22 protein-coding genes are annotated in these 25,811 nt (G+C 71.5%); 11 read left to right on the top strand and 11 right to left on the bottom strand.

All coding sequences use genetic code 11. The annotated features are described in order from the left end of the window. Positions 1 to 54 precede the first annotated feature (54 nt). From ACZ7DY_RS15660 to ACZ7DY_RS15670, 3 genes are read right to left on the bottom strand one after another with little or no spacing between them, the layout of a single operon-like run. Complete coding sequence (locus ACZ7DY_RS15660; RefSeq protein WP_471135134.1) at positions 55 to 1,482, bottom strand: MFS transporter; 1,428 nt, start codon at positions 1,480 to 1,482, stop codon at positions 55 to 57. Beyond that, positions 1,479 to 3,503, bottom strand: coding sequence for a PEP/pyruvate-binding domain-containing protein (locus tag ACZ7DY_RS15665; protein ID WP_471135137.1), 2,025 nt, complete (start codon positions 3,501 to 3,503; stop codon positions 1,479 to 1,481). Before ACZ7DY_RS15665 ends, ACZ7DY_RS15660 begins: the two co-directional genes overlap by 4 nt. Next, complete coding sequence (locus ACZ7DY_RS15670; protein ID WP_471135139.1) at positions 3,500 to 4,864, bottom strand: ATP-grasp domain-containing protein; 1,365 nt, start codon at positions 4,862 to 4,864, stop codon at positions 3,500 to 3,502. Before ACZ7DY_RS15670 ends, ACZ7DY_RS15665 begins: the two co-directional genes overlap by 4 nt. Positions 4,865 to 5,206: 342 nt before the next feature. Between ACZ7DY_RS15670 and ACZ7DY_RS15675 the strand changes: the two genes are divergently transcribed. Together ACZ7DY_RS15675 and ACZ7DY_RS15680 are read left to right on the top strand one after the other, a co-directional pair. Continuing rightward, complete coding sequence (locus ACZ7DY_RS15675; protein ID WP_471135141.1) at positions 5,207 to 6,508, top strand: PAS domain S-box protein; 1,302 nt, start codon at positions 5,207 to 5,209, stop codon at positions 6,506 to 6,508. 110 nt (positions 6,509 to 6,618) lie between these two features. Beyond that, positions 6,619 to 7,092, top strand: coding sequence for a MarR family winged helix-turn-helix transcriptional regulator (locus tag ACZ7DY_RS15680; protein ID WP_471135144.1), 474 nt, complete (start codon positions 6,619 to 6,621; stop codon positions 7,090 to 7,092). 257 nt (positions 7,093 to 7,349) lie between these two features. On the opposite strand, the gene ACZ7DY_RS15685 is transcribed toward ACZ7DY_RS15680, so the two are convergent. Then, entirely contained in the window at positions 7,350 to 8,390 is a 1,041-nt protein-coding gene (locus ACZ7DY_RS15685) for a LacI family DNA-binding transcriptional regulator (RefSeq protein WP_471136664.1), read from the bottom strand. 236 nt (positions 8,391 to 8,626) lie between these two features. Between ACZ7DY_RS15685 and ACZ7DY_RS15690 the strand changes: the two genes are divergently transcribed. Then, entirely contained in the window at positions 8,627 to 9,595 is a 969-nt protein-coding gene (locus tag ACZ7DY_RS15690; protein ID WP_471135146.1) for an ROK family protein, read from the top strand. Positions 9,596 to 9,838: 243 nt separating this feature from the next. Here ACZ7DY_RS15690 and ACZ7DY_RS15695 read toward each other — a convergent pair whose 3' ends face one another. Together ACZ7DY_RS15695 and ACZ7DY_RS15700 are read right to left on the bottom strand one after the other, a co-directional pair. After that, positions 9,839 to 9,988 carry a hypothetical protein gene (locus ACZ7DY_RS15695; protein ID WP_471136727.1) on the bottom strand — a complete coding sequence of 50 codons (150 nt, stop codon included), beginning with the start codon at positions 9,986 to 9,988 and terminating at the stop codon, positions 9,839 to 9,841. Positions 9,989 to 10,206: 218 nt separating this feature from the next. After that, on the bottom strand, positions 10,207 to 12,285 hold the full coding sequence (locus ACZ7DY_RS15700; protein WP_471135149.1) for an NPCBM/NEW2 domain-containing protein: 2,079 nt from the start codon (positions 12,283 to 12,285) through the stop codon (positions 10,207 to 10,209). 188 nt (positions 12,286 to 12,473) lie between these two features. Here ACZ7DY_RS15700 and ACZ7DY_RS15705 point away from each other — a divergent pair, with 188 nt between their 5' ends. Continuing rightward, the gene (locus tag ACZ7DY_RS15705; RefSeq protein ID WP_471135151.1) at positions 12,474 to 13,109 is read left to right on the top strand and encodes an extracellular solute-binding protein; all 636 of its coding nucleotides are present in this window, start codon (positions 12,474 to 12,476) and stop codon (positions 13,107 to 13,109) included. Further along, positions 13,106 to 13,741, top strand: coding sequence for a MerR family transcriptional regulator (locus tag ACZ7DY_RS15710; RefSeq protein ID WP_471135152.1), 636 nt, complete (start codon positions 13,106 to 13,108; stop codon positions 13,739 to 13,741). Before ACZ7DY_RS15705 ends, ACZ7DY_RS15710 begins: the two co-directional genes overlap by 4 nt. A gap of 224 nt (positions 13,742 to 13,965) precedes the next feature. Here ACZ7DY_RS15710 and ACZ7DY_RS15715 read toward each other — a convergent pair whose 3' ends face one another. Then, positions 13,966 to 14,496: a DUF4232 domain-containing protein gene (locus tag ACZ7DY_RS15715; protein ID WP_471135155.1), complete on the bottom strand. Its 531-nt coding sequence runs from the start codon at positions 14,494 to 14,496 to the stop codon at positions 13,966 to 13,968. Between the two features lie 285 nt (positions 14,497 to 14,781). Here ACZ7DY_RS15715 and ACZ7DY_RS15720 point away from each other — a divergent pair, with 285 nt between their 5' ends. After that, on the top strand, positions 14,782 to 15,828 hold the full coding sequence (locus ACZ7DY_RS15720; protein WP_471135156.1) for a pentapeptide repeat-containing protein: 1,047 nt from the start codon (positions 14,782 to 14,784) through the stop codon (positions 15,826 to 15,828). Positions 15,829 to 15,909: 81 nt separating this feature from the next. Here the strand turns inward: ACZ7DY_RS15720 and ACZ7DY_RS15725 are convergent, their stop codons facing one another. Continuing rightward, a complete protein-coding gene (locus ACZ7DY_RS15725; RefSeq protein WP_471135158.1) occupies positions 15,910 to 16,224 on the bottom strand; it encodes an anti-sigma factor antagonist in 315 nt (104 codons plus the stop codon). Between the two features lie 405 nt (positions 16,225 to 16,629). Here ACZ7DY_RS15725 and ACZ7DY_RS15730 point away from each other — a divergent pair, with 405 nt between their 5' ends. Beyond that, on the top strand, positions 16,630 to 17,673 hold the full coding sequence (locus ACZ7DY_RS15730; protein ID WP_471135161.1) for an NUDIX hydrolase: 1,044 nt from the start codon (positions 16,630 to 16,632) through the stop codon (positions 17,671 to 17,673). Here the strand turns inward: ACZ7DY_RS15730 and ACZ7DY_RS15735 are convergent. Together ACZ7DY_RS15735 and ACZ7DY_RS15740 are read right to left on the bottom strand one after the other, a co-directional pair. Then, complete coding sequence (locus ACZ7DY_RS15735; protein WP_471135164.1) at positions 17,640 to 18,377, bottom strand: MBL fold metallo-hydrolase; 738 nt, start codon at positions 18,375 to 18,377, stop codon at positions 17,640 to 17,642. The two genes, ACZ7DY_RS15730 and ACZ7DY_RS15735, sit on opposite strands and share 34 nt — an antisense overlap. A gap of 150 nt (positions 18,378 to 18,527) precedes the next feature. Continuing rightward, the gene (locus tag ACZ7DY_RS15740) at positions 18,528 to 19,889 is read right to left on the bottom strand and encodes a M20/M25/M40 family metallo-hydrolase (protein WP_471135167.1); all 1,362 of its coding nucleotides are present in this window, start codon (positions 19,887 to 19,889) and stop codon (positions 18,528 to 18,530) included. Between the two features lie 135 nt (positions 19,890 to 20,024). Between ACZ7DY_RS15740 and ACZ7DY_RS15745 the strand changes: the two genes are divergently transcribed. After that, complete coding sequence (locus tag ACZ7DY_RS15745) at positions 20,025 to 21,236, top strand: geranylgeranyl reductase family protein (RefSeq protein ID WP_471135169.1); 1,212 nt, start codon at positions 20,025 to 20,027, stop codon at positions 21,234 to 21,236. A gap of 134 nt (positions 21,237 to 21,370) precedes the next feature. Here the strand turns inward: ACZ7DY_RS15745 and ACZ7DY_RS15750 are convergent, their stop codons facing one another. Continuing rightward, the gene (locus ACZ7DY_RS15750; protein WP_471135172.1) at positions 21,371 to 21,892 is read right to left on the bottom strand and encodes a nitroreductase family deazaflavin-dependent oxidoreductase; all 522 of its coding nucleotides are present in this window, start codon (positions 21,890 to 21,892) and stop codon (positions 21,371 to 21,373) included. Between the two features lie 400 nt (positions 21,893 to 22,292). Here ACZ7DY_RS15750 and ACZ7DY_RS15755 point away from each other — a divergent pair, with 400 nt between their 5' ends. From ACZ7DY_RS15755 to ACZ7DY_RS15765, 3 genes are all read left to right on the top strand, one after another. After that, positions 22,293 to 23,054, top strand: coding sequence for a TetR/AcrR family transcriptional regulator (locus ACZ7DY_RS15755; protein ID WP_471135175.1), 762 nt, complete (start codon positions 22,293 to 22,295; stop codon positions 23,052 to 23,054). A 691-nt stretch (positions 23,055 to 23,745) separates the two neighbouring features. Further along, positions 23,746 to 25,122: a sensor histidine kinase gene (locus ACZ7DY_RS15760; protein WP_471135177.1), complete on the top strand. Its 1,377-nt coding sequence runs from the start codon at positions 23,746 to 23,748 to the stop codon at positions 25,120 to 25,122. Next, positions 25,119 to 25,784, top strand: a complete 666-nt coding sequence (locus ACZ7DY_RS15765) for a response regulator (protein ID WP_471135180.1) — start codon at positions 25,119 to 25,121, stop codon at positions 25,782 to 25,784. Before ACZ7DY_RS15760 ends, ACZ7DY_RS15765 begins: the two co-directional genes overlap by 4 nt. The last annotated feature ends 27 nt before the right edge of the window (positions 25,785 to 25,811 follow it).

Consider the following 25,811-nt stretch of genomic DNA (forward strand, 5'->3'; position numbering starts at 1 on the left):
GGGCAGAGAGCCCGGCCCTCTGCGGAGAGAGCCCGGCCCTCGGCGGAACAGCCCCTAGGTGCGCGGTCGTGACTCGCGGCCCCCGGCGGGCAGTCGGGTCGCGTCATCGATGCCATGGACGCCATCGCCGACCTCGTCGTCACCCGCCTCAGCCGCCGCACGGCGCGTGTCCCGCTCCGGCGAGGGGGCGGCGTGAGCGGACGCCCGTTCCCGCTTCACCGCCCCGCTGCGCAGGAGCAGTTGGAACGCCCCGAGCAGGACCGCCGTCGCAAGCGCACTGTGCCACAGCAGGGCGTCGAGCTGCCCGGCCGACAGATAGGCGCCGGCGGCGACCGCGGCCAGGGCGCACACCGCCCGGTCCACGATGCTCTCGATGGAGAGCAGCGTGGCGCGCGGGGCGTGCGCGGGCACCGCGTCGTTCACCAGCTTGCGCTGGACCGGGTACGCGAATCCCGTCGCGGCGGCGAACAGGCAGAGCAGTGCGACGACGACCCACGGCCCGCCGAGCGTCATCGCCGCCAGCGTGCCCGCGAGCGCGAGGCTCAGGATCGACACCCAGGCGACCGGCGGCAGGCGGCGGCTCAGCCACTGGGGACGTGCCGAGGCGACCGCCTCCGCCACCGTCATCGCGGCCAGCACCCCGCCGTGCGAGGCCTCCGCGATCCCGTGGTCGAGCAGGATCGGCTGGAAGAGGTTGACCTGGCAGATGCGGGAGAGCGTGAAGACCGCCACGCCTTGCACCATCACCAGGGCCAGCCACCGCGAGGAGACGACACAGCGCAGCGCGGAGCCCGCGTCCCGCAGGAAGGCGCCGCCCCTGCGTCCGCCGTCCGACCGCTCGGACGCCTTCCCCGTACCGTCGCCCGCCTGCCCGGCGAGCCGGGGCAGCGCGATGGCGCAGGCGAGGGAGCCCGCCGCGCTGGCGGCACTGAGCACGTAGGGAGCCGCGTGGGCGAGCGACATCAGCGGCCCGACCAGGGGCCAGCACACCACCTTCGCCGCCAGCCCGAGGGCCCGCGCCGTGCCCTCCGCCTTCAGGTAGTGCTCGTCGCACTCCTCGGCCCGCAGCCCGTCGTACAGATAGGCGCTCGCCGCGCCCGAGGTGAGGGAGCGGCCCGCGGCGATGGCGAGGAAGTGGACGAGGAACCCGGTGTACGAGGCGCTGAAGACGGGCGCCAGGTTGGCCGCCGTCATCACCACCGCGCCCGCGCGCAGGCAGTTGCGGGTGCCGATCCGGTCGGCGATCAGCCCGGTCGGGATCTCGAAGAGGCAGAACGCGACGTAGTAGATGCTCTGGATGCCGAAGATCTGGGCGTCCGAGAGGCCGGCCGCCTTCTGGTAGGCGTAGAACACCGGCATCCACCACAGCAGGTTGAACAGCAGCTGGAAGCCGTAGTTGAGGTGGATGATGCGGCGGGCGGTGTCCGTCAGGCCCCGCGCGCCCTCCTTGCCGGGGCGCGGTCGCCCTGGTCGCGGGCTCACAGCGCGTACGGGCGGATCTGGACCAGCCGGAAGCCGCCCCGCTCGGTCATGAGCCACTCGATGTCCAGCGGCTTGTCGACATCCGCGCCGCCCAACTCCGAACCGCTGAAGTGGGATTGGAGCAGCCGGCCTGTCAGGGAGAGGTCGGCGAGCCGCGCGCGGGTGGCCGCGGACAGGGCCTTGCCCCAGGAGCCCAGGGCGACCGTACGGCCGCCGCCCTCCACCGTGTTGTACAGGTACTGCTGCGGCAGGACCGTGCCGTCGACCACCTGCTCGGGGGAGCCGGGCGAGCAGTTGAGGTACACGTTGCGGAAGTCCTCGCGACGCGTCGGGTTGCAGGTCACCAGGACGCCGCCGAGCGAGGCGGGCACGTACTCCTGGACGATCACGCCCATGTAGGTGTCGTCCAGGGAGATGCCGACCTGGTGGCGCAGGCGCACGCTGCGGGGCGAGACCAGGGAGGCCCACACCTGGCGTACGGCGTCCAGGAGTTCACCGGTGCCGTGGACAGTGGTGACGGAGTCGTAGACGCCCGCCGCGGAGAAACCCGGCAGGTCCTCGGCGTTGGACGAGGAGCGCACCACCAGGCGTCCGCGCGGGTCGGCCGCGGCGGGGAAGGCCTGACTGATCTGCCGGGTAACCGAATCCGGGACAGGGGTCTGCCGGATCAGGTGCTGGAGCTGTAGGCAGAGCGAGTCCAGGACGTCGGTGGCGTCGAGTTCCAGCGCCATCTTGAGCTTGCCGATGCCCTGCTGGATGGCGGGGGACGAGGCGAGGAAATGCTGCTGGAGCGCGAAGGGCAGCGCCACGCCTTCCGGGGCGCCCACCGTATCGGCGACGAAGTCGGCAGCACGCGACCGCAGTTCGGCGGTGGTGGGCGAGGCCAGACCGAACCGTGCCGCGAGATGGCCGTACAGGTCCTCACGGGGCGGGCGCGGCCGACCATAGAAGGCGGTCAGGTCGGCGGTGCGGCTGTCCAGCACGTGGTGCAGCTCGCCGAGGTTGGCCGCCTTGGTGCCGTACCGGTCCCGGTCGGCACTGCGCAGCCGGTGCAGGGCCAGTACGGGGGAGTCCCCGAGCAGGGGCGGTTCGAGGCGGATGCGCTGCTGGTGCCAGGCCGGGGCCCGCAGCTCCGGCGCGTGGTCGAGTCGCTCCAGGGAGATCTCGTCCTCGCGCACCCGGTAGCGCACCCACGCGCCGTCCAGGTCGTACCGCTCGACGAGCTGTTCCAGGTCCCGCACGATCGCGTTGGGTATGCCCCAGCCGGAGGCGAGGACGTTGGTGTGCGAAAGCGGGGTGATCGGCGCGGTGTTGAGGAACCCCGCCACCCGGGGCACGTCGTCCGGCAGACACGGCATCGCCACGATGTCCGCCCAGCCGAGCTCCGCCTCGGCCGCCGCGTACTCCTCCTGCGTACGGAAGAACCGCAGCCGCCCGGTGGCTTCGCCCGGGTTCAGCGGCGTCCGGGTCCTGTTCCCGAAGAGCTCATGGCTCAGTATGCGCGGCACCCGCAGCTCGCTGATGGCCGCAAGCTCCTCCTCCTGCCCGTGGTTGGCGGGCTTGAGCAGCACCGGCAGCCTGCCGTCCACGCGTTCCCGCACGAACTCGTAGAAGAACACGAGCAGTTCGCCGTGCATGGTGTCGGCCTCGGTCGTCTCAAGGACGAGGAAGGTGCGCTCGCGGCCCTCCGTGTCCTCGTCGGTGTGCAGGGAGAGCACACCGAGCAGGAAGCGGCGGCACGGATCCATGTAGACGGAGGCGTTGAAGGCGTCCAGGTCCGCGTCGAGTTCGGCCAGTTCCATGCCGAGGACGTGGGTGGCGATGTAGTTGACGTGGAAGGGGTGCGCCGCGGTGTCGAGCAGATGCCAGGTGTTCTCGGCGCGGTCGACGACCACCTTGAGGTACGGGTGGCCGGCGAGGACCCCGGAGAGCGTGCGGAAGAGCGGCAGGGAGAGGTTCTCGCCGATCACCGTGCGGTCCGTGGCCGGTTCGGCGGCGTGGGTGAACAGCTGGGCGGTCATCGGGAAACCTCCTCGGGCCGTACGGCGGGCAGGACCCGGGGGAGTGCGTCCACCAGGGTCTCGAAGTCGCGGAGCACGGTCCGCGGGTCGGTGGCCGAGAGCAGGCACAGGGCCGCCATGGTGTTGGCGCCGGCGGCCGGATCGTAGACCGGTATGACGCTGCCGTCGGTGAGCGAACTCTCCGCCACCACCGACAACTTGCTGCCCGGGCTGAGCGGGACACCGGCCGTGACCGCGGGGAAGTCCCAGACCATGCGGTCCTGCCAGGCCTTGCCCTCGCCGTCGACGGCGAGGACGACGAGGGAGCCGGCCGCGCCGCGCGCCTCGGCGGGGGTGAGGGCCCGCTCGGGCCACTCGACCGGGCGGCCGAGGAGCTGGTCGACGAGCATGCCGACGAGGTCGAGCCCGAAGACCTCCTCGATCTGCGGCACCGTCATCGCGCCGCCGAACCGGGCCGCCGTCTCGATGAGCCACATGTGGCCGTCCGCACCCAGCTTGATCTCCGTGTGCGTTCCGCAGTCGCGCAGCCCGAGGGCGTCGACGGACTTCCGGGCGAGATCGACGATCCGCTCCTGCGCGTCCTCGGGCAGCAGGGCGGGTGTGATACCCGCCCGCTCGGTGAACGGCTCAACCGTGGGCATCCGCCCGCTGAGGCACACGGGACGGAAGGTGCCGTCGGCCACGACGCCCTCGACGCTGACGTAGTCGCCCCAGCCGGACTCGTCGAACCAGTCCGACGCGGTGCCGGTCACGATCTGCTCGACCACGAAGTCCGCGTTCGCCTCGGCAACATGCAGCTCGGCGTAGCCCAACTGGGCCGATTCCGTCATCACTTCACGGGAGCGGCGCCAGGCGTCGGCCACCTCGTGCGGCGAGCGGATGATCTGGTGGGCGGTTGAGCCCGCGCTCCAGGCCGCCTTCAGGAGCAGCGGGAACGGCAGGTCTCCGGCCGCCTCGTGCAGGTCCGCCTCTTCGGCGACCGGCCGGAACTGAGGCTGTGGCAGGCCGTGTTCCTGCCACGTGCGCCGCATCAGACGCTTGTCGCGGGCGAGCGCGGCCGCGCCGCCCGCCCCGGCCAGACCGAGCGCCTCGCACGCCTCGGCGACGGCCACGACCGCGTACTCGGAGAAGGTGAGCACCGCGTCCGCGCCCACGGCCCCTGCCCGCGAGACGATCAGGGAGACCAGGTCGGAGCGTTGCGCGTCGGTGGGTGTCACGACCGAGGCGCACAGTCTCCGGGCGGCACCCGTGACGGCGGGAGGAAGAGCGCTGAGCGCCAGCAGGTGCACTTCCGCCCTCGCGGCCGTCCTGGACAGGACATGGCCGAGCGGCGGACCACCCTTGGCATGCACTAGCAGCACCTTGCTCACTGAAGTTCGTCTCCATTCGTCCGATCGGCGTGTAGGTCCTCGTACGGCCGGGACGCGCGTAGAGCGTGGGGGATCACCGGCTGTACGTCGCGGGGCGTGTTCACCCGCACACTCAAGGGGAACAGGCGGCAGGCGTCCCCGGGCCCCCGAGAGGCGCCTGCGACTCAGGCAAATGCCTGAGTCGCAGGCCGTATTGGGGCATCCGGAACGCCACGAAAAGCCGCGGACCGGCCGCCACTTCGGCCGAGAACCGAGCATGTGCGCGATCCGGACGGGATACCCATCGCGAGGTGACCATGCGTCAACTCGTCGTATACGGACGGAGAAACCGCTGTGGACGTTTCCAGTCTCAAGGCACTGCTCGAGCACCTGCCCGTCTTCTGGTGGGAGGTCGACGAGCCGTGGCAGGTGCTGGAGAGGGGAGGCGGCGCCTTCGCCGACACCGGCACGGCCCAGCGCTTCCTCGACCGGATGCGCCAGGAACTCTCGGCCCAGGGACACCGGCCCGAGGAGGGCCGGTGGCAGGCCCGGTTCGACGGCCGAACCTTCGACGTGAGCTGGCCCCTGGACGAGAACCGCGCCCGCAGCCGGTCGCGGGGTCTCGCGGTGGAGGTCGACGCCCACCCCGAGGCGCCGCGCCGCTACGCCGCCTTCGCCGACCTCGTCGACCTCGCCCCGGCCGCCGCCTTCATACGGGACCGGGACGGACGCTACCTATGGGCCAACCACGCCTACGCGCACCTCTACGGCATCCACCCCGACGAACTCACCGGCAAGCGCATCGAGGACTTCGACGCCCCCGCCGAGGCCGACCGGTTCCGCGCCCTCGACCAGGAGGTGCTCACCCGGGGCGCTCCGGTACGCCACACCCTCGGCTACCGCCGTCCCGACGGCACCACCGGCCAGGCCGTCGGCCACCGCTTCCCGGTACGGGAGAACGCGCAGACCTGCGTCGCCGGAATCTACGTGGACATCACGGACCACCTGCGCACCATGGTCCAGCGCCAGGAGGCCGAGGAGAGCCTCCAGGCGCTGCGCGACCACAGCGGCCTGCCCTGCGCGCTGCTCTCCGCCAACGGCCGTGTGGTCGAGGCGAGTACGGCGGCGGCCGAACTCTTCGACCTCAGCCTGCCCGACCTGGTCGGCCGCCGCGCCCACACCCTGCTCGCCCCCGAGCCCGCCCCCGACCTCGACCGGCTGCACCGCAGATGGCACGGTCTGATAAGCCGCCGCACCAGACGGGTGGAGACCTCCGCCGTGCTCGTCGACGCCCAGGGGCGGCAGCGCCGCGCCCAGCTCCACCTGACGACCGTCGGCCACACCGCCGCCCGGGCCCGGCACGTGTGGGCCGTCGTCACCCACCAGAGCCTCGCCCACGAGGCACACCCGGCACTGACGGCAGCGCAGATCCGCATCCTCTCCCTCCTCGCGGAGGGGAGCAGCAACAGCGACATCGCCGGCTCCCTGAACCTCTCGCGGCAGACGGTCGACTACCACCTCAGCCGCCTGCGCCAGCTCCTGGGCGCCGCCACCCGCCCCGCCCTCGTCGCGCGCGCCTACGTCCTCGGCATCCTCGCCCCCAGAGCCTGGCCCCCGCGCTCCGCCACGGCGGCGCACCCTCTCAGTACGGTCTGAGGGGGGCGGGGCGCCGAAAGAGGAGGTCCGGCCCGACACGGCTCCCGACCAGGACCGGGAGCCGAACGGGCCTTGACCTCAACCGCACTTCAGGTCCTAGCTTCATGATCATGACCAACGTGAGCACCAAGCAGAACGTCACCACACATGCCCCACAGAGCGGCACCACCACACCCGACCAACGCCCGATCGCCCTCTTCGCCTGGCACGCCACCGAGGCGATCCTGCGGCACTCCCAGACCGCGCTGGCACGCGTCGACCTCACCCAGCCCCAATGGTGGGCGCTCAACAACATCGTCCGGGCCGAGTCCGGCCTGACCAGGGAAGAAGTCCGTGCTGTGGACGTGCCGTACGGCATCGGCGCCGAGGTGATCGCCCAAGCCGCTGACTCGCTCTTGCACCGGGGCTGGCTGGCCGCCGACACAGACGGCCGGCTCACCCTCACGGACCAGGGCCACGCGGGCCTCGCGACAGCGAAGGGCCACATGGCCCAGGTGCGCGCGGACCTCGTCGGTGACATCACGGAGGAGGAGTACGCGACGGCGATCTCCGTACTCCAGCGCATCACGGGCAACCTCGCCTGAGCCGTTTCCCGCTCACGGACCCGGCCGTCCCGGGGGCGGACGTCGACTCCGCCGTCGTCAGCGCGAGTTGGGGCCGGCGGGGACAGGGCCTGCGTGCCCAGCACCAGCTCTGGCCGGCCCCGCCGGAGGCCGGCCAGAGCTGGTGCCGAGGGGGCCTACGGGCAACGGCATCGTCCGCTCCTCCATCCGCCGCCGCGGTATCCGGCACGCGATCCCGGAGAGGAGTGACGGCCGGGCGCGCGCCGGACCGGTGGGCTTCAGCCCGCCGGTGGCAGCTCGCCCGAGCCGCGCGTGATGAGCCGCGTCGGCAACTCGACCCGCTCCGGCTTCCCCGACGCACCGTCGAGCTGCCGGAACAGCCGCTCCGCCGCCGTCCTGCCCAACTGCGCCGCGTCCTGCGCGACGACGGTCACCCCCGGGTTCAGCAGATCGGCGAGTTCGATGTCGTCGAAGCCGACGAGCGCGACGGGTCGGTCGAGCGCGGCCAGGACGCGGACGACGGTCACGGTCACCCGGTTGTTGCCGGCGAAGACCGCCGTGACCGGGTCGGGGCCGCTGAGCATCGTCTCGGCCGCCGTGCGCACCCGCTCCGGATCGGTCACGCCGAGCGAGACCCACGCCTCGTCGACGGGGATGTCGGCGTCCTCCATCGCGGCGCGGTACCCCCGCAGGCGCTCTATCGCGGTGTGGATGCGCGGCTGGTCACCGATGAAGCCGATGCGGCGGTGGCCGTGGGCGATGAGGTGCGCGACACCGTCCCGCGCGCCGCCGAAGCTGTCGGAGAGCACCACATCGGCGTCGATGCGCCCGGCGGGCCGGTCGACGAAGACGGTGGCCACACCGGCGGCGATCTCCGGCTCCAGATAGCGGTGGTCGTCCCCGGCCGGGATGATCACGAGCCCGTCCACCCGCCGCGCGCACAGCGCGAGCACCAGCTCCTGCTCCCGGTCCGGGTCCTCGGCGCTCGACCCGTTGATCAGCAGCGCCCCGTGGGCCCGGGCCACCTCCTCCACGGCGCGGCTCAGGGGGCCGTAAAACGGGTCGGCGAGGTCCTCCAGGACGAGGCCGATGCTCGCGGTGCGTCCCTTGCGCAGCACGCGTGCGCTGTCGTTGCGGCGGAAGCCGAGGGCCTCGATGGCCTCCTGGACGCGGCGCTCGGTGTCGGGCGTGACGCCGGGTTCGCCGTTCACGACGCGGGAGACGGTCTTGAGGCCGACCCCGGCGCGCGCGGCGACGTCCTTCATGGTCGGCCGGTTGCCGTAACGGTTCTCGGGTCGTCGGGCGGCGGTCTCGGCCACGGTGCGCTGTCCTGTCCTGTCGTCCACGAAGTCGTCCACGCGGTCGTTCACGGGATCGTCCATGAGGTCGTTCACCAAGTCGTCCACGGGGTCCCCGCGGGGCGTACACGGTTCTTCCACAGGGCCGTCCGTGAGCGTGTGGCGTCGAGCATAGGGCCTGGACAACGTTGTCAGATGCAAGGGAGACTGACCTTCGCACTCTCCGGCCTGCCGATACACCAGGAGACCCGACACAGATGCACATGGACCTCGTCGCCGCACTCGACATCGGCGGCACCAAGATCGCCGGAGCCCTGGTGGACGGCCGCGGCCGGATCCTGCTGCGCGCCCAGCGGCCGACGCCCGCGCGCGAGGACGGCGACACGGTGATGCGGGCGGTCGAGGAGGTGCTCGGGGAGCTGACCGCAGGCGAACTGTGGGGCCGGGCCGGGGCCGTGGGCATCGGCAGCGCGGGCCCCGTGGACGCGTCGGCCGGCACGGTCAGCCCCGTCAACGTCCCGGGCTGGCGCCGCTACCCGCTGGTCGACCGGGTCCGGGCGGCCACCGGCGGCCTCCCCGTCGCCCTGGTCGGCGACGGCGTGGCGATGACCGCGGCCGAGCACTGGCAGGGCGCCGCCCGGGGCCACGACAACGCACTCTGCATGGTCGTCTCGACCGGCGTCGGCGGCGGCCTCGTCCTCAACGGCAAGCTCCACCCGGGCCCCACCGGCAACGCGGGCCACATCGGTCACATCAGCGTGGACCTCGACGGTGACCCCTGCCCGTGCGGCGCGCGCGGCTGCGTCGAGCGGATAGCCAGTGGCCCGAACATCGCCCGCCGCGCCGTGGAGGCCGGCTGGGTCCCGGGCCCCGACGGCGACACCTCGGCGGCCGCCGTCGCCGCCGCCGCCCGCGCCGGGGACCCGATCGCGACCGCCTCCTTCAAGCGGGCGGCGCAGGCGCTCGCCGCGGGCATCGCCGCCACGGCCACGCTCGTCGAGATCGACATCGCGGTGATCGGCGGGGGAGTGGCAAAGGCGGGCGACGTGCTCTTCACGCCGCTGCGCAGGGCCCTGCGGGAGTACGCCACGCTCTCCTTCGTGCGGCAGCTGACCGTGGCGCCCGCCCTGATGGGGACGGATGCCGGGCTGGTCGGTGCCGCGGCCGCCGCACTCGACATCGAGCCGAGCGCGGCGGTGGGGGTACGGTCGGCGGTGGGCGGCTGAGGACGCAGGACGGGCGGCTTCGGCCTCCTCGGCCGGGGCGCCGCCCTCCGCGCGGCTGCCGGTCAGCGGTCCGCGCTCAGCATCCGCGTCCGCTTGGCCGGAGTGGTTCGAGCCCGGAGCACCGCCTTCCGCGCGGCTGCCCGTCAGCGGTCTGAGGTCAGCAGCTGAGTGTGGCGTTCGCCCAGTCGGGGTGATCCGAGCCAGGAATGCTGCCCCTCCCGGCTGCCTGTCAGCGGTCCGCCCTCAGTCCGCTTCGCCAAGCCGGACGCCACCGACGAGGAGCTCGTCACCGCCGCGCGCGCCGCCCAGATCCACCTCCACGTCGCCGCCCTTCCCGACGGGTACGACACGGTCGCAGCTCAGCGTGACGTTCGCCCAGTCGGCCTGGTTCAAGCCCGGAGCACCGCACCCCGGCACCTGCCGGTCAGCGGTCCGCGCCCAGCAACTCAGCGTGGCCCCCGCCCAGTCGGCGTGGTTCAAGCCCGGAGCACCGCACCCCGGCACCTGCCGGTCAGCGGTCCGCGCCCAGCAACTCAGCGTGGCCCCCGCCCAGTCGGCGTGGCCCGAGCCCGGGACGCCGCGCCTCGCACCTGCCCGTCAGCGGTCCGCTCTCAGCAGCTCAGCGTGGCCTCCGCCCAGTCGGCGTGGTCCGAGTCGATGCCGTCACCGCCGTCCGTGGCGACGAGGCGGACGACCCGGGCGCCGCTGACGTCCGCGGACAGCTTCTGGGCGGGCATGGCGTTGGTGAGTACGCCGGTCGAGGCGGCCTTCCTGCCGTCCGCCCAGATCTCGAAGGCGACCGTGCCCTTCGCCGCTTTCTCGTCGTCGAGGCCGACCTCCGCGGTGACCTTCTCGCAGGCTTGGCCGGTGTAGTACTCGACGGCGCTCTCAGCATGGACGCCGAGCCCCTTCGCGTACCTCTTCCCTCCAATGGTGAGCGGCGATCCGTCACCGGGCTCCTGTTCGCCGTTGCTGGTGTCGCGCTCCACGGGGCCCCAGCCGTTGGCCGCCGAGAGCCACGGCCGGTCGCTCAGCGGTGAGCTGCCCGCGGGCGGCGCGACGACCACCCGGGCGGTGAGCGGCAGCACTTGCTCGGCGCGTGCGCCATCGGGCGAACGGTACGTGGCCCGGAGCCGCACCTCGTACGGTCCCGGTTGCGTGCCCGCGGGCGCGGTGAGAGTCCAGGACGTGGTCAGCGTCGAGCCGGTCCGCAGCGACTTCGCGGTGGTCGGCGAGGTGGCCCGTACCGTCCACCCCGATGGGGCGCCGAGCGATACGGAGACCCGCTGTGCGGGCGAGCGGCCCAGGTCGGTGACGGTGGAGGTCAACTTCGTGGACTTGCCGGCCTCGGTCAACAGGCTTCCGTCCAGGCCGAGTTCGGTGGCCGGCGGGAGGTGGGCCCAGTCGCCGTCCGCCGCCACGCGCAGCAGGACGGTGCCGTGCGCCGGGACGGTCGCGGCGATGCGGCCCGCGGTGTTGTAGCTCTTGTGCCGCCACAGGTCGCGCAGCGTGTACGCCTCGGCGCCGGGGAGACCGACCGCCTGCGCGGTGGTGGAGATGGAGCGGGGGCTGCCGGTCTCGTTGAAGAGGGCGACGGCGCGGCTGCCGTCCTCCATCTCCTTGGCGACGACCCAGCGTCCGCCCTCCGACGAGACGACCTCGCCCTGCCGGCCCAGCGGGTCCTGGTCGACGGCGATCACCTCGTCGTTGCCGAGGATCTCGAAGGTGGCGGGGGTGGCCTTGCGCAGGTCGGAGCCGATGAGCAGCGGCGCGGCCATGATCGACCACATCGAGAAGTGTGTGCGGTACTCGGCGTCGGTCATGCCGCCATTGCCGACCTCCAGCATGTCCGGATCGTTCCAGTGGCCGGGGCCCGCGTGCGGGGCGAGGGGCAGGTTCTGCTTCATGATCGAGAGCATGGAGCCCCAGCTGTCGCTGATGTCGCCGGTGGTCCGCCACAGGTGGCCGACGTCCGCAGCCCACTCCCAGGGCTTGTTCTCCCCCCATTCGCAGATGCTGTAGACGATGGGTCGGCCGGTGGTCTCCGAGGCGGCTTTCAGGGCGTCCCGCATGGCGGTGTACCGCTGCCTGGCGTCGACACCTTGGTTGTTGCAGTTGTCGTACTTGAGGTAGTCGACGCCCCACTCCGCGAACTGCCGCGCATCGCTGCGCTCATGGCCGAGCGCCCCGGGAAAACCGGCGGAGTTGCAGGTCTTGGTGCCGGCGCTGGTGTAGATGCCGAGTTTGAGTCCCTTCGCGTGGACGTAGTCGGCGACCGCTTTGATGCCGTTCGGGAAACGCGCCGGGTCGGGCACCAGCTTGCCGTTCGCGTCGCGCCGCGGAAGCGCCCAGCAGTCGTCGAGATTGACGTACTGATAACCGGCTTCCTTGAGTCCCTTCTCGACGAAGATGTCCGCGATTCCCTTGACCATCGCCTCATTGAACTCGGCCCTGCAGTGGGTGGAGTTCCAGTTGTTGAAGCCCATGGGAGGGGTGAGTGCCAGTCCGTCGGGGAGCCGCATGCCGGGTTCGGCGGCGGTGCGGCTGTCCGAGGATGGCCCGGCGGCGCTCCGGTCGGCGGTGCCACGCGCCGCGGCGGCGGGTGCGGCAAGCCCGGCGGCGCACAGCAGGGCTGCGGTCAGTGATCCGACCACTCTGCGGCGGGTGGTGCGGGCGGGGAGATGACGCATCGTTACGTTCCTCCGTACGCGCGGAAGATGGGGGGTTTGCAGGTACGTGTCACGTGCGCGCTTACGGTAGGGCTTGTTGGACTCTGTTGGAAGAGGAGCGGTGCTGGTTCGGCCACCTTCCGCCGGAACCCTTGACGGATCCAACCCTCGAGTTCGGTTGTGTTCGGTTGAGCCCCGAGGAGGGGGGCATGGCGCAGTCATCGTTCGGCGGATCCTTCGTCTCGACGGGCAGGGCGCGACATCGGATGTCCCGGCGCGATCTCCTGCGCGGCACGACCGCCTGCGGCGAGAAGCCGGGAGCCAAGAAGAACGAAGTCACCCTGGACTCCAACTCCTCGGACGTGGTGCCGAAGAAGGCGTATCAGGCCGCCTTCGACGCGTACGAGAAGAAGACCGGGAAGACGGTCGAGGTCCACACCACGGAGCACAACGAATTCCAGCAGAACATTACGCGCTACCTCCGCGCCACACCGGACGACGTGTTCATGCGGTTCGCCGGATATCGCATGCAGTATTTCGTGCCGTATTACTACTCTCCCTGGGCCGTCTTCTACCGCAAGAGCCTCTTCGAGAAGCACGGACACGAACAGGCCAAGAACCGGGACGAGTTCATCGCCCTCGCCAGGAGAGTTGCACGGGACCGGGTGCCGGTCGCCTTCTGCGGCAAGGGTGGCCGGCCCGCGATGGGCACCTTCGACCGCATCGACCTGCGCCTCAACGGCTACGACTTCCACAAGGGTCTGATGACGGGCGAGGAAGCCGGGAATGGGGTGAGGACCCATGATTGGATAGTTTTACTGTCCAAGAAGGGTGCGAAGTCATGAGGCTGGCGGAGCTGAGTGAGCGCAGCGGTGTGTCCACCGCCACGATCAAGTACTACCTGCGCGAGGGCCTGCTCCACCCGGGACGCCGGGTCTCCGCCACCCAGGCCGAGTACGGCGACGACCACCTGCGTCGGCTGCGTCTGGTGCGCGCGTTGATCCAGATCGGCGGGATGCCGGTGGCCGCCGCCCGTGAGGTGATCGCCGCCGCGGAGGACGAGTCGCTCGACCACCACCTGCGGCTGGGCGCGGCGACCCGGGCGCTGCCCTCCGCCGCGGCGCCCGCCGAGGACGACCCGGCGGTGGAGACGGCCCGCCGCTCCGTGGCGGCGCTGCTGGAGCAGCTCGGCTGGTCCTGCGGCACAGGCCCGGACCTGCACGACCCCGCCCACCGGCGACTCGTCGAATCCGTCGCCGCGCTGGTCAGGCTCGGCTACCCCTGCGACGCCGAGCACTTGCTCCCGTACGGGCGGCTTGCGGGGCAACTGGCCGTCACCGACCTGGACATGGTCGAGGAGCAGCCGACGCCGGCCGGGCAGATCGAGGCGGCCGTGGCGCTCACGGTGCTGTACGAGCCGGTACTGCTGAGCCTGCGGCGCATGGCCCACGCGCAGGAGTCGGCCCGGCGGTTCTGAGGCGCCGGGCCCCCGGAGAACCACGGTCGGCGCCTCGTTCTCCGGAACCGGTCGAGAAGGTGCATCCGCCGGCGCGTCCCGGACGGAAGAGAGGGTGCGGGAGACGGGGCCGGTGCCCCCGTCCGGTCTCTCTCCGCGCCGTCGCCGGCGCCGGGTGTCAGCGGTCCCCGGCGCCGGCGGCACGGTCGGTACCGGTGGACGCCGGTTCCGAGCCGTGCCGGTCCTCAGCTGGTGAAGGGGACCGCGTCGGCCGGGTTCGCGTGCCAGTTGGTGGCGATGGGCCGGTCGACGAGGGCGGGGCTGGGCAGGCGGAGGGTGACGGCATGGGCCTCGTCGCCGTAGACGGCGAGGTGGAGCCGGTTCAGTTCGGTGCCGTAGTCGTCGTTGGTGGTCTTGGGGTTGATGCCGGCGTAGGCGGCGGCGGAGCCGGAGAGCTTGACGGAGTCGGTCACGGCCTGCTCGGCGGGGGTCACCCGGGTGTCGGGGGAGGAGCCGAAGGACGCCGACGGCAGGATGCCCTCGAGCCAGCACGTAATGCCGGGCCTGGCCTTGGCGGTGACGAGGTAGTAGCCGCCGGCCTGGGTCTTCTCGGTGATCTTGAAGGTCAGGTCATTGGTCCCACAGGTCTGCTCGACGGCCCTGCCACTGTGGCCGCCGACGGCGAGCGCGGTGGTGGTGGCGGTGCCGGTGAGAGCCGCCGCGGCGACGGCGGTGACGACAAGACGGGCGGAACGGGTGGCGAGGCGCGAACGCATCAGTATCTCCAAGGTGTACGAGATGTACGGGAACTCGGCATCGTCCGGCAGGTCGCTCGGACAGAACGAGCGTGTGCCGCACCCCGTCCCACGCACCAGCACCCGCCGGAAAAACGGAACGCTGGAACGCCGGATCACGCTCTGACCAGCACATTCGTCGACGTCCTGGAACGGTCGACTGGGACGGTCGGCAGGCATCCCGGCGGCCCGAGCTGCCGCTGACCCGGCGCCCCGAGTCGCCGCCGACCAGCATGCCGAGCCGTCCAGGCAACCACCCCTCGGACCATGACCGACCGCTTGTCCCCGGTGCGCGACGTGGCCATGATGCTTCCCGTGACAGTGGTCAAACGCGTCCTGCTCACCGCCTTCGTCGGCGCGATCGTCATCGGATACGTACTGCTGCTGTGGCGGGGGCCCTGGCTCATCGACGGCACGCACCTGCGGGAACGGCATCTGGAACCCGCCGACGGCGTCGTCATCACCGGCTTCCGTACGGCTCTCGTCGCGCTCGGGGCCGGCGTCCTCGCCGCGGGCGGCCTCTACTACACCCATCGCACGCTCCAGCACACGCGCGCCACCGACCGCGAGCAGGCGGAGATCGCACGCGAGGGGCAGGTCACCGACCGGTATGTCGAGGCGATCAAGCTCCTGGGCTCGGAGAACCTCACGGAGCGCCTCGGCGGGATCTACGCGCTGCAGCGCATCATGGCCGACTCCGCCAAGGACCGTGCCACGGTCGTCAACGTCCTCGCCTCCTTCGTCCGTACCCAGCGTCGCAGCGAGCGTCCCGACACCGCCGAGGGGCCGGTGGCCGGCGCGGCGCGCCCGGCCCCGCTGCCGGAGGACATCCGTACCGTGCTCGCCGTCATCAGCGAACGTCCACACAGCGACGGCGGCCGCGAATACGTCGACCTGCGCGGCGTGGACTTCTCCGGAAGCGACCTGCGGGAAGTCTCCTTCACCGCGGTCGACCTGGAGGGGGCCGACTTCCGCGGCTCCGACCTGCGGGAGGCCTATCTCGGCGAGAGCTACCTGGCCGGCGCGGACCTGCAGATCGCCGATCTCCGGAGGGCCAGCCTGCACGGCGCCGTCCTGTGCGACGCCAGCCTGCGCGGCGCGTTCTTCCTGGACGTCGACTTCGAAGAAGCCGATCTGCGGGGCGCGGACCTCCGCGACGCGGACCTGACGGCGACTCCGTCGCTCGCGGTGCCGTGGAACGGCGGCGTGCTGACGGTGGCACAGCTGCGCCGCGCCCGTATCGACACGTCCACCCGCCTGCCGACGCACCTCGCCTACCAGGACGCCTTGCTGCGCCATCGAGACGCCTCCTGAAGCCTTCGGCGGTCACTGGCCTCCGGCGGTCAGTGGCCTCTGGCGCTCAGCGGCCTCCGGCGGTCAGCGGCCTCCCGGCGGTCACCGCAGCGCCTCCTCCAAGGTCGCGTCCGGGGCCAGCAACGACGTGAGGTTCGTGACGCGCAGCATGCGCAGCGTCAGAGGGTGTGCGCAGACGACGCGCAGGCAACCGCCCCTGGAGGCCACGCGGCGGTGGACCCGCAGCAGCAGGGCGAGACCGGAGCAGTCGAAGAAGGTGACCCGGGTCAGGTCGACGACCACGACCGGCTCGGGGCCCGCGGCCACCATGTCCAGCAGCGGCGCCCTCTCGTGCAGGGTCACGAGGTCGACCTCGCCGTGCAGCTCGACCACGATCGCGTGGCCCAGCCCGTACACGCGTGGCGGCCTGTCGGTGTCCTGCCACGTAGGGCTGTCTTGAGCGTCCCGCCGCATCTATCCCCCCAGTTTCGGGGCCGCTGCGTCCCTGGGAGGCGCGGCCCGAAGGAAGTGACCGTTGTCCGAGGTCACCGGGGGCTGGGGCGCCTGTCCGCACACGCTAACGGGAACGACGGCGCTCCGGGGTGCGGGAACGATTCAGGCAAGGACTTCACCACGCGTTGGGGTGAAGATGCGGCAATCCTCTTGACGCGGTGTTCCGGGTCGGGTGGAGGTGGCTGGAGTCTGCCTCTGGGGATGCCGTGACACCCACGCGGCGTGGGCCGTTCCACTCCCATCAGTGCAGGGTTTCCATGGCAGGGTGTTACGGGCAAGCCACAGGGGGCCAACAGAAGAGGGGGAACCGTGATCGTCTGGATCAACGGCGCGTTCGGTGCGGGCAAGACCAGCGCCGCACGGGAACTGATCGAGCTGATCCCGAACAGCACACTCTTCGACCCCGAGGTCATCGACGGCGCACTGTGCCACCTGCTGCCGCCCAAGCGCCTCGACGAGGTGAGCGACCATCAGGACCTGCCGATCTGGCGCCGCCTCGTCATCGACACCGCCGCCGCCCTGCACGCCGAGATGGGCGGCACTCTCGTGGTGCCGATGACGCTGCTGCGCCAGGAGTACCGCGACGAGATCTTCGGCGGTCTCGCCGCGCGCAGGATTCCCGTACGTCACGTACTTCTCGCCCCGGACGAAACGATCCTGCGCGAGCGAATATCGGGCCGCGACGTGCCACCCGACCTGCCCGACGGGGACCTGCGCGTGCACCAGTGGTCGTTCGACCACATCGAGCCGTATCTCGCCGCCCGCGCCTCCTGGATCGACGCGGACGCCCACCGCATCGACAACGGCTCGCTCACCCCGTACCGGACCGCCGAGCGGATCGCCGAAGCCGTCCGCGACGGTACCGCCCCCGTCTGCGACATCGTGCAGACGCCCGAGCCCACCGCCGAGACCCTCGCCGCCGGCGTGCTGCTCTTCGACGAGCACGACCGGGTCCTGCTCGTCGACCCGACCTACAAGGCGGGCTGGGAGTTCCCCGGCGGCGTCGTCGAACCCGGCGAGGCACCCGCGCGCGCGGGCGTGCGCGAAGTGGCCGAAGAGACCGGCATCCGGCTCACCCACAGCCCCCGCCTGCTGGTGGCCGACTGGGAACCGCCCCAACCGCCCGGCTACGGAGGGATGCGGTTCCTCTTCGACGGTGGCCACCTCGACAGCGACGAGGCCCACCGCATGCTCCTGCCCGGCCCGGAACTGCGCGGCTGGCGCTTCGTCACCGAACAGGAAGCCGCCGACCTGCTGCCCGCCGTACGCTACGAACGGCTGCGCTGGGCGCTGCGCGCACGCGAACGCGGCGTCGCCCTCTACCTGGAGGCGGGCGTCCCCTGCGGCGGATAGCCGGCCGCCGACGCGCGAAGGGCATCCGAGGCCCGCTCGGTCACCGGATCCCCGTGCCCGAAACAGGCCACCTCGCACTCCAGCGCGGCCAGCTTCCGGAACGAGTCGAGGGTCCGCTCGCGGTCCAGATTGAACACCCCGGGCAGCACCTGCCCGTCCACGGGTGACGCGGCGATCGCGTCGCCCGTGAACAGCACCCCGTGCGCGGGCAGATGGAGAGCGATGCTGCCGTCCGTATGCCCCGGCGCCCCGACCACGCGGGCACCCCCGCCGAAGTCCAGGACGTCCCCGTCCGCCAACTCCCGTACCTCGCCGGGCAGGACGGGGTCGGCGGGCGGCGCCGGCAGCAGCTCCATGGCCGCCGCGTGCAGCGGCAGCTCCCACTCCTCGAACAGCGGCTCGGGCCCCGGCACTTCACCCCGTATGAACGGCACGTCCGCACGGTGCGCGTAGACCGCCGCACCGCTCAGCGCCGCGAACTCACCCGCGCCGCCGGCGTGATCCTCGTGGAAGTGCGTGAGCACGATGCGCCGTACGTCACCGGGGCGCAGCCCGAGACCGATGACCGCCTCCGCGATCTCCCACCCGGCACCGGGCGCACCCGCGTCGATCAGGGTCAACTCCGTGCCGTCACGCCAGAGATAGGCCTGGCCGACCGGAAAGCGCAGCATGTGCAGCTCGGGAAGAACTTCGATGACGTCCATGCGCCGACCATAAGAAGGAGCCCCGCCCAAAGGCGAGACTCCTCTGCCGAGGGCAGATTCCCCGGGAGCGGGGGCGGGATCTGGATGGCCCGGGGGCAGCTGGCCTCGTGCTGGCGCGAGACCAGGGCGAGGTTCCGGACCGCCCGAAGGTCAGCTCGCCGCCGCCGCGTACTTCTGCAGGAACAGCGCCTCGGCCACCGACAGCCGCTCCAGCTCCTGCGGCGACACGCTCTCGTTCACCGCGTGGATCTGCGCCTCCGGCTCGCTCAGGCCGATCAGCAGGATCTCGGCCTGCGGGTAGAGCGCCGAGAGCGTGTTGCAGAGCGGGATCGAGCCGCCCTGGCCCGCGTACTGCATCTCCTCGCCCGGGTACGCCTCACCCATCGCCTCGGCCATCGCCGCGTACGCCGGGCTCGTCGTGTCCGCGCGGAACGGCTGGCCCTGCCCGATCTGCTCCGTCCGCACGTGAGCGCCCCACGGAGTGTGCGCCTCCAGATGCGCCTGGAGCAGCTTCGTCGCCTCGACGGCGTCCACGCCCGGCGGCACCCGCAGGCTGATCAGCGCCCGCGCGCCCGCCTGCACCGACGGCGTCGCGCCGACGACCGGCGGGCAGTCGATGCCGAGGACCGTGACGGCGGGACGCGCCCAGATGCGGTCGGCGACGGTGCCCTCACCGATCAGCTCCACCCCGTCGAGGACCTTGGCGTCCTTGCGGAAGTCGGCCTCCTCGTACTGCAGCCCGTCCCAGACGGCGTCGCTCGTCAGACCGTCGATCGTCGTCGACCCGTCCTCGGCGCGCAGCGAGTCCAGCGTCCGCACCAGCGCACCCAGGGCGTCCGGGGCGGCGCCGCCGAACTGTCCCGAGTGCAGGTTGCCCTCAAGGGTGTCGACGGTGATACGGACCAGCGTCATGCCGCGCAGCGTCGCCGTCACCGTGGGCAGACCGACGCGGAAATTGCCCGCGTCACCGATGACGATCGTGTCGGCCGTGAGCAGCTCGGGGTGCGCCTCCGCGTACCGCTCCAAGCCGCCCGTGCCCTGCTCCTCCGAACCCTCCGCGATCACCTTCACGCCCACCGGAACGCCGCCGTTCGCCTTCAGGGCGCGCAGCGCGAGCAGATGCATGATGACGCCGCCCTTGCAGTCGGCGCTGCCCCGCCCGTACCAGCGGCCGTCGCGCTCGGTCAGCTCGAACGGCGGCGTCGCCCACGCCGCCTCGTCCAGCGGCGGCTGCACGTCGTAGTGCGCGTACAGGAGAACAGTGGGAGCGCCCTCGGGGCCCGGCAGGTAGCCGTACACCGACTGCGTGCCGTCCGGGGTGTCGAGCAGCGCGACGTCCTGGAAACCCTCCGCGCGCAGCGCGTCGGCCACCCAGTTGGCGGCGGCCTCGCTCTCGCTCTTCGGGAACTGATCGAAATCCGCCACCGACTTGAAGGCCACCAGTTCGGTGAGCTCCGCCTTCGCCCTCGGCATCAGTGAGGCGACGGTCTCGGCGATCGGATTCGGCGACATGGGCACGCTCCTCGTAGGTGCGACGTTGTACATGTGGGTAGACGTGATCCTCCCACAGGAGGAAGCCGCGGGCCTCCGCCGTAGGATGCCTGGGGACAGCGCGGCCAACAGCGGGATCAGGAGCGGTAGACCAACGTGAGCAGCGAGAACTCAGCGGACGACACCCGGCACGTGTGGGACGTCGTCGTGGTCGGGGCCGGCCCCGCGGGCGCCTCGGCGGCCTACGCGGCAGCGGTCGCGGGACGCACCGTGCTCCTCCTGGAGAAAGCCGAGCTCCCTCGCTACAAGACGTGCGGCGGCGGCATCATCGGCCCCTCCCGCGACTCCCTGCCGCCCGGCTTCGACCTGCCCCTGCGGGACCGGGTGCACGCGGTGACGTTCTCCCTCGACGGCAAGTTCACCCGGACCCGCCGCTCCCGCCAGATGCTCTTCGGGCTCATCAACCGCCCGGAGTTCGACCAGCAGCTCGTCGAGCACGCCCAGAAGGCCGGCGCCGAGCTGCGCACCGGTGTCACGGTCGCGCGCGTGGAGCAGCACGGCCCCGAGGTCCCCGACCGGCGCACCGTGGCGGTCGTCCTGCAGGGCGGCGAGACCATCCTGACCCGCGCCGTCGTCGGCGCCGACGGCAGCGCCAGCCGGATAGGGGCGCATGTCGGCGTCAAGCTCGACCAGGTCGACCTCGGCCTGGAAGCGGAGATCCCGGTCCCCGAGACCGTCGCCGAGGACTGGGCGGGCCGCGTCCTCATCGACTGGGGGCCGATGCCGGGCAGTTACGGCTGGGTCTTCCCCAAGGGCGACACCCTCACCGTCGGCGTGATCTCCGCCCGCGGCGAAGGCGCGGCCACCAAGAGGTACTTGGAGGACTTCATCGCCCGGCTCGGCCTCGCCGGTTTCGAGCCCAGCATCTCCTCGGGCCACCTCACGCGCTGCCGCAGCGACGACTCGCCGCTCTCGCGCGGCCGGGTCTTGGTCTGCGGCGACGCCGCGGGGCTCCTGGAGCCGTGGACCCGCGAGGGCATCTCGTTCGCGCTGCGCTCCGGCCGGCTCGCGGGCGAATGGGCGGTACGGATCGCCGAGGCGCACGACGCGGTGGACGCCCGCCGCCAGGCCCTGAACTATGCCTTCGCCATCAAGGCGGGCCTCGGCGTCGAGATGAGCGTGGGCCGCCGCATGCTCCAGATCTTCGAGCGCCGCCCCGGCGTGATCCACACGGCGATCACCGGCTTCCGCCCCGCGTGGAACGCCTTCGCGAAGATCACGCGCGGCTCCACGACCCTGGGCGAACTGGTCCGCACCCACCCGATGGTGGGCCGCGCTCTGCAGAGGCTGGATCGGCAGGCGGGGTGAGGGGCGAGGGGTGAGGGGTCGGGGGTGAAGAGTGAGGGGTGAAAGGCGCAGGGTGAAAGGGGAGGGGTGTGAGGGGTAGGGCTGAGGCGGGCGGGCGGCTGTAGGGCCTGCGATTACTTCTTCTACTACTTCTTCTACTTCTGCCCGCGTGCGTGCACGGTGATCCGGAAGACGGGGTGGTCGGGCGCCGCTGCCATGAGCTCCTCGTCGGAGGAGGCGGCGGTCACACCCTGGAAGTACTCGTTGACCTGCCAGCCCCACTTCTCCAGATACCCGCGCAGCAGCGGCGGCTTCTCGGCGTCAGGCACTTCGACGGCCGTGAACTCCCGCACCTTGCGCCCCAGCCGCAACTCCCCACCGCCGGCCGCGCGCATATTGAGCACCCACTGAGAATGCCCACGCGCGGATACGAGGTACTGGGCCCCCTCACCCTCCGGCGTATACGGGTTCACAGGGATGCGCTGCATCTTGCCGCTTTTACGACCCCGGACCGAGAGCTCCGCGCTGCCCGCGAGGCTGATGCCATGCCGGGCGAGCCAGCCGACGATGCCGTTCAGGCGGAGGTTGAGGCGGCTGCCTTTTAGGTAGTAGGGGGAGGGCGCTGGGGTGGGGGAGGTGGGTGAGGCGGGGGTGGCGGCTGTGGGTGACGTGGGCATGGCCGGCTCCGGGGCGGGTGGTAGTGGCGGGTGGGGGGTGCAGGTGAGAGCACTGCTCTCACTTGAGAGCAGTGTGCACTGGGGGTGCGCTCTAAAGCAAGAGCACTGCTCTCTGTTTTGTCTGGCGCTTCCTTAATGGGTACCGCTCTGTGTTGTGAGCACTGATCTGAGGTGTGGGCGCTGATCGCGCGGTGGGGCAGTTCGGCTGCGAGGCGACCGCGCGCGGCCCGCTCCGCGGCCGGAATCTGGCGATGCCTCGATCGCAAAGTGGTGCGGCGCTCTCGAAACAGTGCACCAGACTCGATCAGGTGCACTGCTCTCGCCTGTGTGCGCCACTCTCGACCAGGGGCGCCGCTCGCAATCGTGTGCACCGCTCCCGGCCCATGCCACACTGACCCGCATGACGAGCAATATCGGCCCCTCCGACTCCCCCGCCACCCCCACCCGCCCCAACACCCCCGCCGCCCCCAGCGTCACCAAGGGGGCCCGCGCCCGTGCCCGCGAGGAAGTCACCGGCGCGATCAAGGACGAGGCGCGCCGGCAGTTGGCTGCCGGGGGTGCCGCCAAGCTCTCCCTGCGTGCCGTCGCGCGTGAGCTCGGCATGGTGTCCTCCGCGCTCTACCGCTACTTCCCGAGCCGCGACGACCTGTTGACCGCGCTCATCATCGATGCCTACGACTCCCTCGGTGCGGCCGCCGAAGGGGCGCATGCTGAGGTTGCCGGGGAGCAGCCGCTGCGCCGGTGGACCGTGATCTGTGAGGCGGTACGGGCCTGGGCGCTGGGGCATCCGCATGAGTACGCGCTCATCTATGGCTCGCCTGTGCCCGGGTACAGCGCGCCGGACTCGACCGTGCAGTCGGCGGCCCGCGTGGGGCTGTTGCTCATCGAAGTCGTGCGGGACGCGCATCGGGGGCGGGGGGTGGCGGTTCAGCCGTTGCCGGGGGAGTTGCGGACCGAGGGCGAGCGGATCGCGGCGGATCTCGCGCCCGACCTGCCGCCCGCGGTGATCACGGCGCTGGTCGCGGCGTGGGCCCAGCTGTTCGGGCTGGTGAGCTTCGAGGTGTTCGGGCAGTACAACCGGGTCGTCGAGGAGCGTTCCGTCTTTTTCTCGCACGCCGTGACCCAACTCGCCCATGGTGTCGGGTTGTTGCCGCAGGGATGAGGGGATTTTGTTGCAGTTCTGAGGGCAACGGCGCGGCATTATCAGGTACTTCTCGCTCCCGCGCCCACAACTTCCCGAAGGCGGAGCAAATTGCTGAAGGTGACCCGGAGTCGCCCATAGAGTGACTCGTGAGTCATCGAGCGAGAGCGGGCAGTCGGCCCCTCCCGAACTTTTCCGAGGACGTCCCGGAAGAGGAAGGAGGGTGGTCGATGTACAAGCTCGATGAGTCGTCAGACTGGACGTACTGGAGTCTGGTGGTCATGTTGATCCAGATGGCGCTGGATCTGACCGTACAGATCAGTCGTCTTGTCTGACGCACTCACCCCGGGGGTCGGCCTGTCGGTCGGCCCCCACCTCTGTGTCTTCTGTGTCTTCTTCTTGTGTGTCTTCTTCTTGCGGTTCTGGCACTGACCGTACAGGTCCGTTTCTGCCAGTACCTGCGATTCAACGTAACCGCGGGGCTCGTCCCAGGGCCAGGAAAGCAAGATCGATTCGGGCTGCGGGGCCGTTTCTGTGACAGGCCGGGTGCGGGGGTGCAACTATGCCCCGCTGCACCACCCCACCGCCCCGGCAGCCCTCCCTCCGCCCCCGGCAGCCCGCCCGCCCCGCTGCGCCTACTCCCGCGGGAGTACGCGTGATCGCCACGCCCGTCGGACGCCCGAGGGGCCCGCCGCGGTCTAGCGTGGCCGTCATGGATGAGCAGCACGAACGCGGGCCCGAGGACCGGCCCCCGGTCTGGGGCGGACCGGCGCTCTGGCGGAACGGCCCGCCCTGGCGGAAGCCGGGAGGGCCACCCCGATGGACCCCGGCCTGGACAGGCCACCGGCTGCCCTGGCTGACGACGCTCGTGCTCACCGTGTTCGTGCAGATCGGTTCCGGGTTCGCCGAGCACGCGCAGCCCGGCCGCGCCGACCTCAACCCCTTCGCGAGGGTCCTGCTCTTCCTGGCCACGGCGGTCCTGCTGCTGCGCCACCGCCACCCCGTGGCCGTCGTGTGCGCCACCGCCGGGGTCACGTTGGTCTACCTCGGCGCCGGGTTTCCGTACGGGCCGGTCTTCCTCGCCGTCGCGGTGGGCTGCTTCGCCGCCGTGGTGGCGGGGCGGCGGAGGGCGGCGTGGGCGGCCGTCGGTGGGCTCTGGGCCGGGCATCTGCTGATCGCTCACTGGCTCTACCGCTGGCTGCCGCCCGGTGACGACGGCGTCCGCCCGTGGGGCGAGGAGATCGCGGTCGCGGTCTGGGTCGTCGCGATCGTCGCGGTGTCCGAACTCGCCCGCGTACGACGTGAACAGTGGGCCAAGGAGCGCGCCGAGCGCGCACAGGCGGCCAAGCGGCGCGCGGACGAGGAGCGGCTGCGGATGGCGCGGGAGCTGCACGACGTTCTCGCGCACAGCATCTCCGTCATCAACGTCCAGGCGGGCGTCGGCCTCGCCCTGCTCGACTCCGACCCCGAGCAGGCCCGTACCGCGCTGACCACCATCAAGGCGGCGAGCAAGGAAGCGCTCGGAGAGGTACGGCAGGTCCTTGGCACCCTGCGCGCCCCCGGGGACGCACCTCGCGCCCCGGCACCCGGACTCGACAGGCTCCCCGAACTCGTCGAACAGGCCAGGAGCGCGGGCCTGACCGTCGACGTCACGACGGAGACCGTCACCCCCGACGGCGGCGAGTCGCCCGGAACCGTCACGAGCGGTGCCCCCGTGAACCTGCCGCCCGGCGCGGACCTCGCAGCGTTCCGTATCGTCCAGGAAGCGTTGACGAACGTCGTGCGGCACTCGGGTTCGCGCCACGCACGCGTGCTGGTGCGCCATGAGCGGGCGTCGCTCACCCTGTGCATCGACGACGACGGGCCCGCCACCGGTGCCGACGCCGGCGGCAGCGGCAACGGACTCGCCGGGATGCGGGAGCGCGCCGCTGCCCTCGATGGCACGATCGAGGCGGGCCCGCGCCCGGACGGCGGCTTCCGCGTGACCGCCGTGCTGCCCCTGGCCGCGGACCGGGAGCGAGGCCGGGACCGGCGCCCGGACCCGGACCGCGGATCCGGGGCCCGCACCACACCTCGGGAGGACCAGTGATCCGCGTACTGCTCGCCGACGACCAGTCCCTGGTCAGGGCCGGGTTCAAGGCGCTTCTCGACGCACAGCCGGACATCGTGGTCGCGGGGGAGGCCGCGGACGGCGAGGAGGCCGTACGGATGGTGCGGGAGCTGCGCCCCGACGTCGTCCTGATGGACATCCGCATGCCGCTGCTCGACGGGCTCGCCGCCACCCGCAGGATCACCGACGAGCCGGGGCTCGACGAGGTGAAGGTCGTCATGCTCACCACCTTCGAACTCGACGAGTACGTCTTCGAGGCCATCCGCTCCGGAGCCTCCGGCTTCCTCGTCAAGGACACCGAACCGGAGGAACTGCTGCGTGCGGTACGGGCGGTGGTGGGAGGTGACGCGCTGCTGTCGCCGGGGGTGACGCGCCGCCTCATCGCGGAGTTCGCGGCCCGCTCCAAGGAGCCCGCGGCCGGTGACGCGCTCGGCGGACTGACCGAGCGGGAGCGGGAGGTGATGGCCCTGGTCGGCATCGGCCTCTCCAACGAGGAGATCGCCCGCCGCCTGGTGGTCAGCCCGCTCACCGCCAAGACGCACGTCAGCAGGACCATGGTGAAACTGGGCGCCAGGGACCGCGCCCAACTCGTCGTCCTCGCCTATGAGTCGGGCCTGGTCCGGCCGGGGTGGCTGGGCTGACGCATCCCCCGACGGCCAGAACGTGCA

This window comes from Streptomyces sp. NPDC037013, assembly GCF_055607265.1.

What these genes read in the sequence shown, in the direction of transcription:
- ACZ7DY_RS15665 (WP_471135137.1), bottom strand. Translation starts at nt 3,503, where the DNA reads ATGACCGCCCAGCTGTTCACCCACGCCGCCGAACCGGCCACGGACCGC.
- ACZ7DY_RS15680 (WP_471135144.1), top strand. Translation starts at nt 6,619, where the DNA reads ATGACCAACGTGAGCACCAAGCAGAACGTCACCACACATGCCCCACAG.
- ACZ7DY_RS15690 (WP_471135146.1), top strand. Translation starts at nt 8,627, where the DNA reads ATGCACATGGACCTCGTCGCCGCACTCGACATCGGCGGCACCAAGATC.
- ACZ7DY_RS15700 (WP_471135149.1), bottom strand. Translation starts at nt 12,285, where the DNA reads ATGCGTCATCTCCCCGCCCGCACCACCCGCCGCAGAGTGGTCGGATCA.
- ACZ7DY_RS15705 (WP_471135151.1), top strand. Translation starts at nt 12,474, where the DNA reads ATGGCGCAGTCATCGTTCGGCGGATCCTTCGTCTCGACGGGCAGGGCG.
- ACZ7DY_RS15710 (WP_471135152.1), top strand. Translation starts at nt 13,106, where the DNA reads ATGAGGCTGGCGGAGCTGAGTGAGCGCAGCGGTGTGTCCACCGCCACG.
- ACZ7DY_RS15715 (WP_471135155.1), bottom strand. Translation starts at nt 14,496, where the DNA reads ATGCGTTCGCGCCTCGCCACCCGTTCCGCCCGTCTTGTCGTCACCGCC.
- ACZ7DY_RS15720 (WP_471135156.1), top strand. Translation starts at nt 14,782, where the DNA reads ATGACCGACCGCTTGTCCCCGGTGCGCGACGTGGCCATGATGCTTCCC.
- ACZ7DY_RS15735 (WP_471135164.1), bottom strand. Translation starts at nt 18,377, where the DNA reads ATGGACGTCATCGAAGTTCTTCCCGAGCTGCACATGCTGCGCTTTCCG.
- ACZ7DY_RS15740 (WP_471135167.1), bottom strand. Translation starts at nt 19,889, where the DNA reads ATGTCGCCGAATCCGATCGCCGAGACCGTCGCCTCACTGATGCCGAGG.
- ACZ7DY_RS15750 (WP_471135172.1), bottom strand. Translation starts at nt 21,892, where the DNA reads ATGCCCACGTCACCCACAGCCGCCACCCCCGCCTCACCCACCTCCCCC.
- ACZ7DY_RS15755 (WP_471135175.1), top strand. Translation starts at nt 22,293, where the DNA reads ATGACGAGCAATATCGGCCCCTCCGACTCCCCCGCCACCCCCACCCGC.
- ACZ7DY_RS15760 (WP_471135177.1), top strand. Translation starts at nt 23,746, where the DNA reads ATGGATGAGCAGCACGAACGCGGGCCCGAGGACCGGCCCCCGGTCTGG.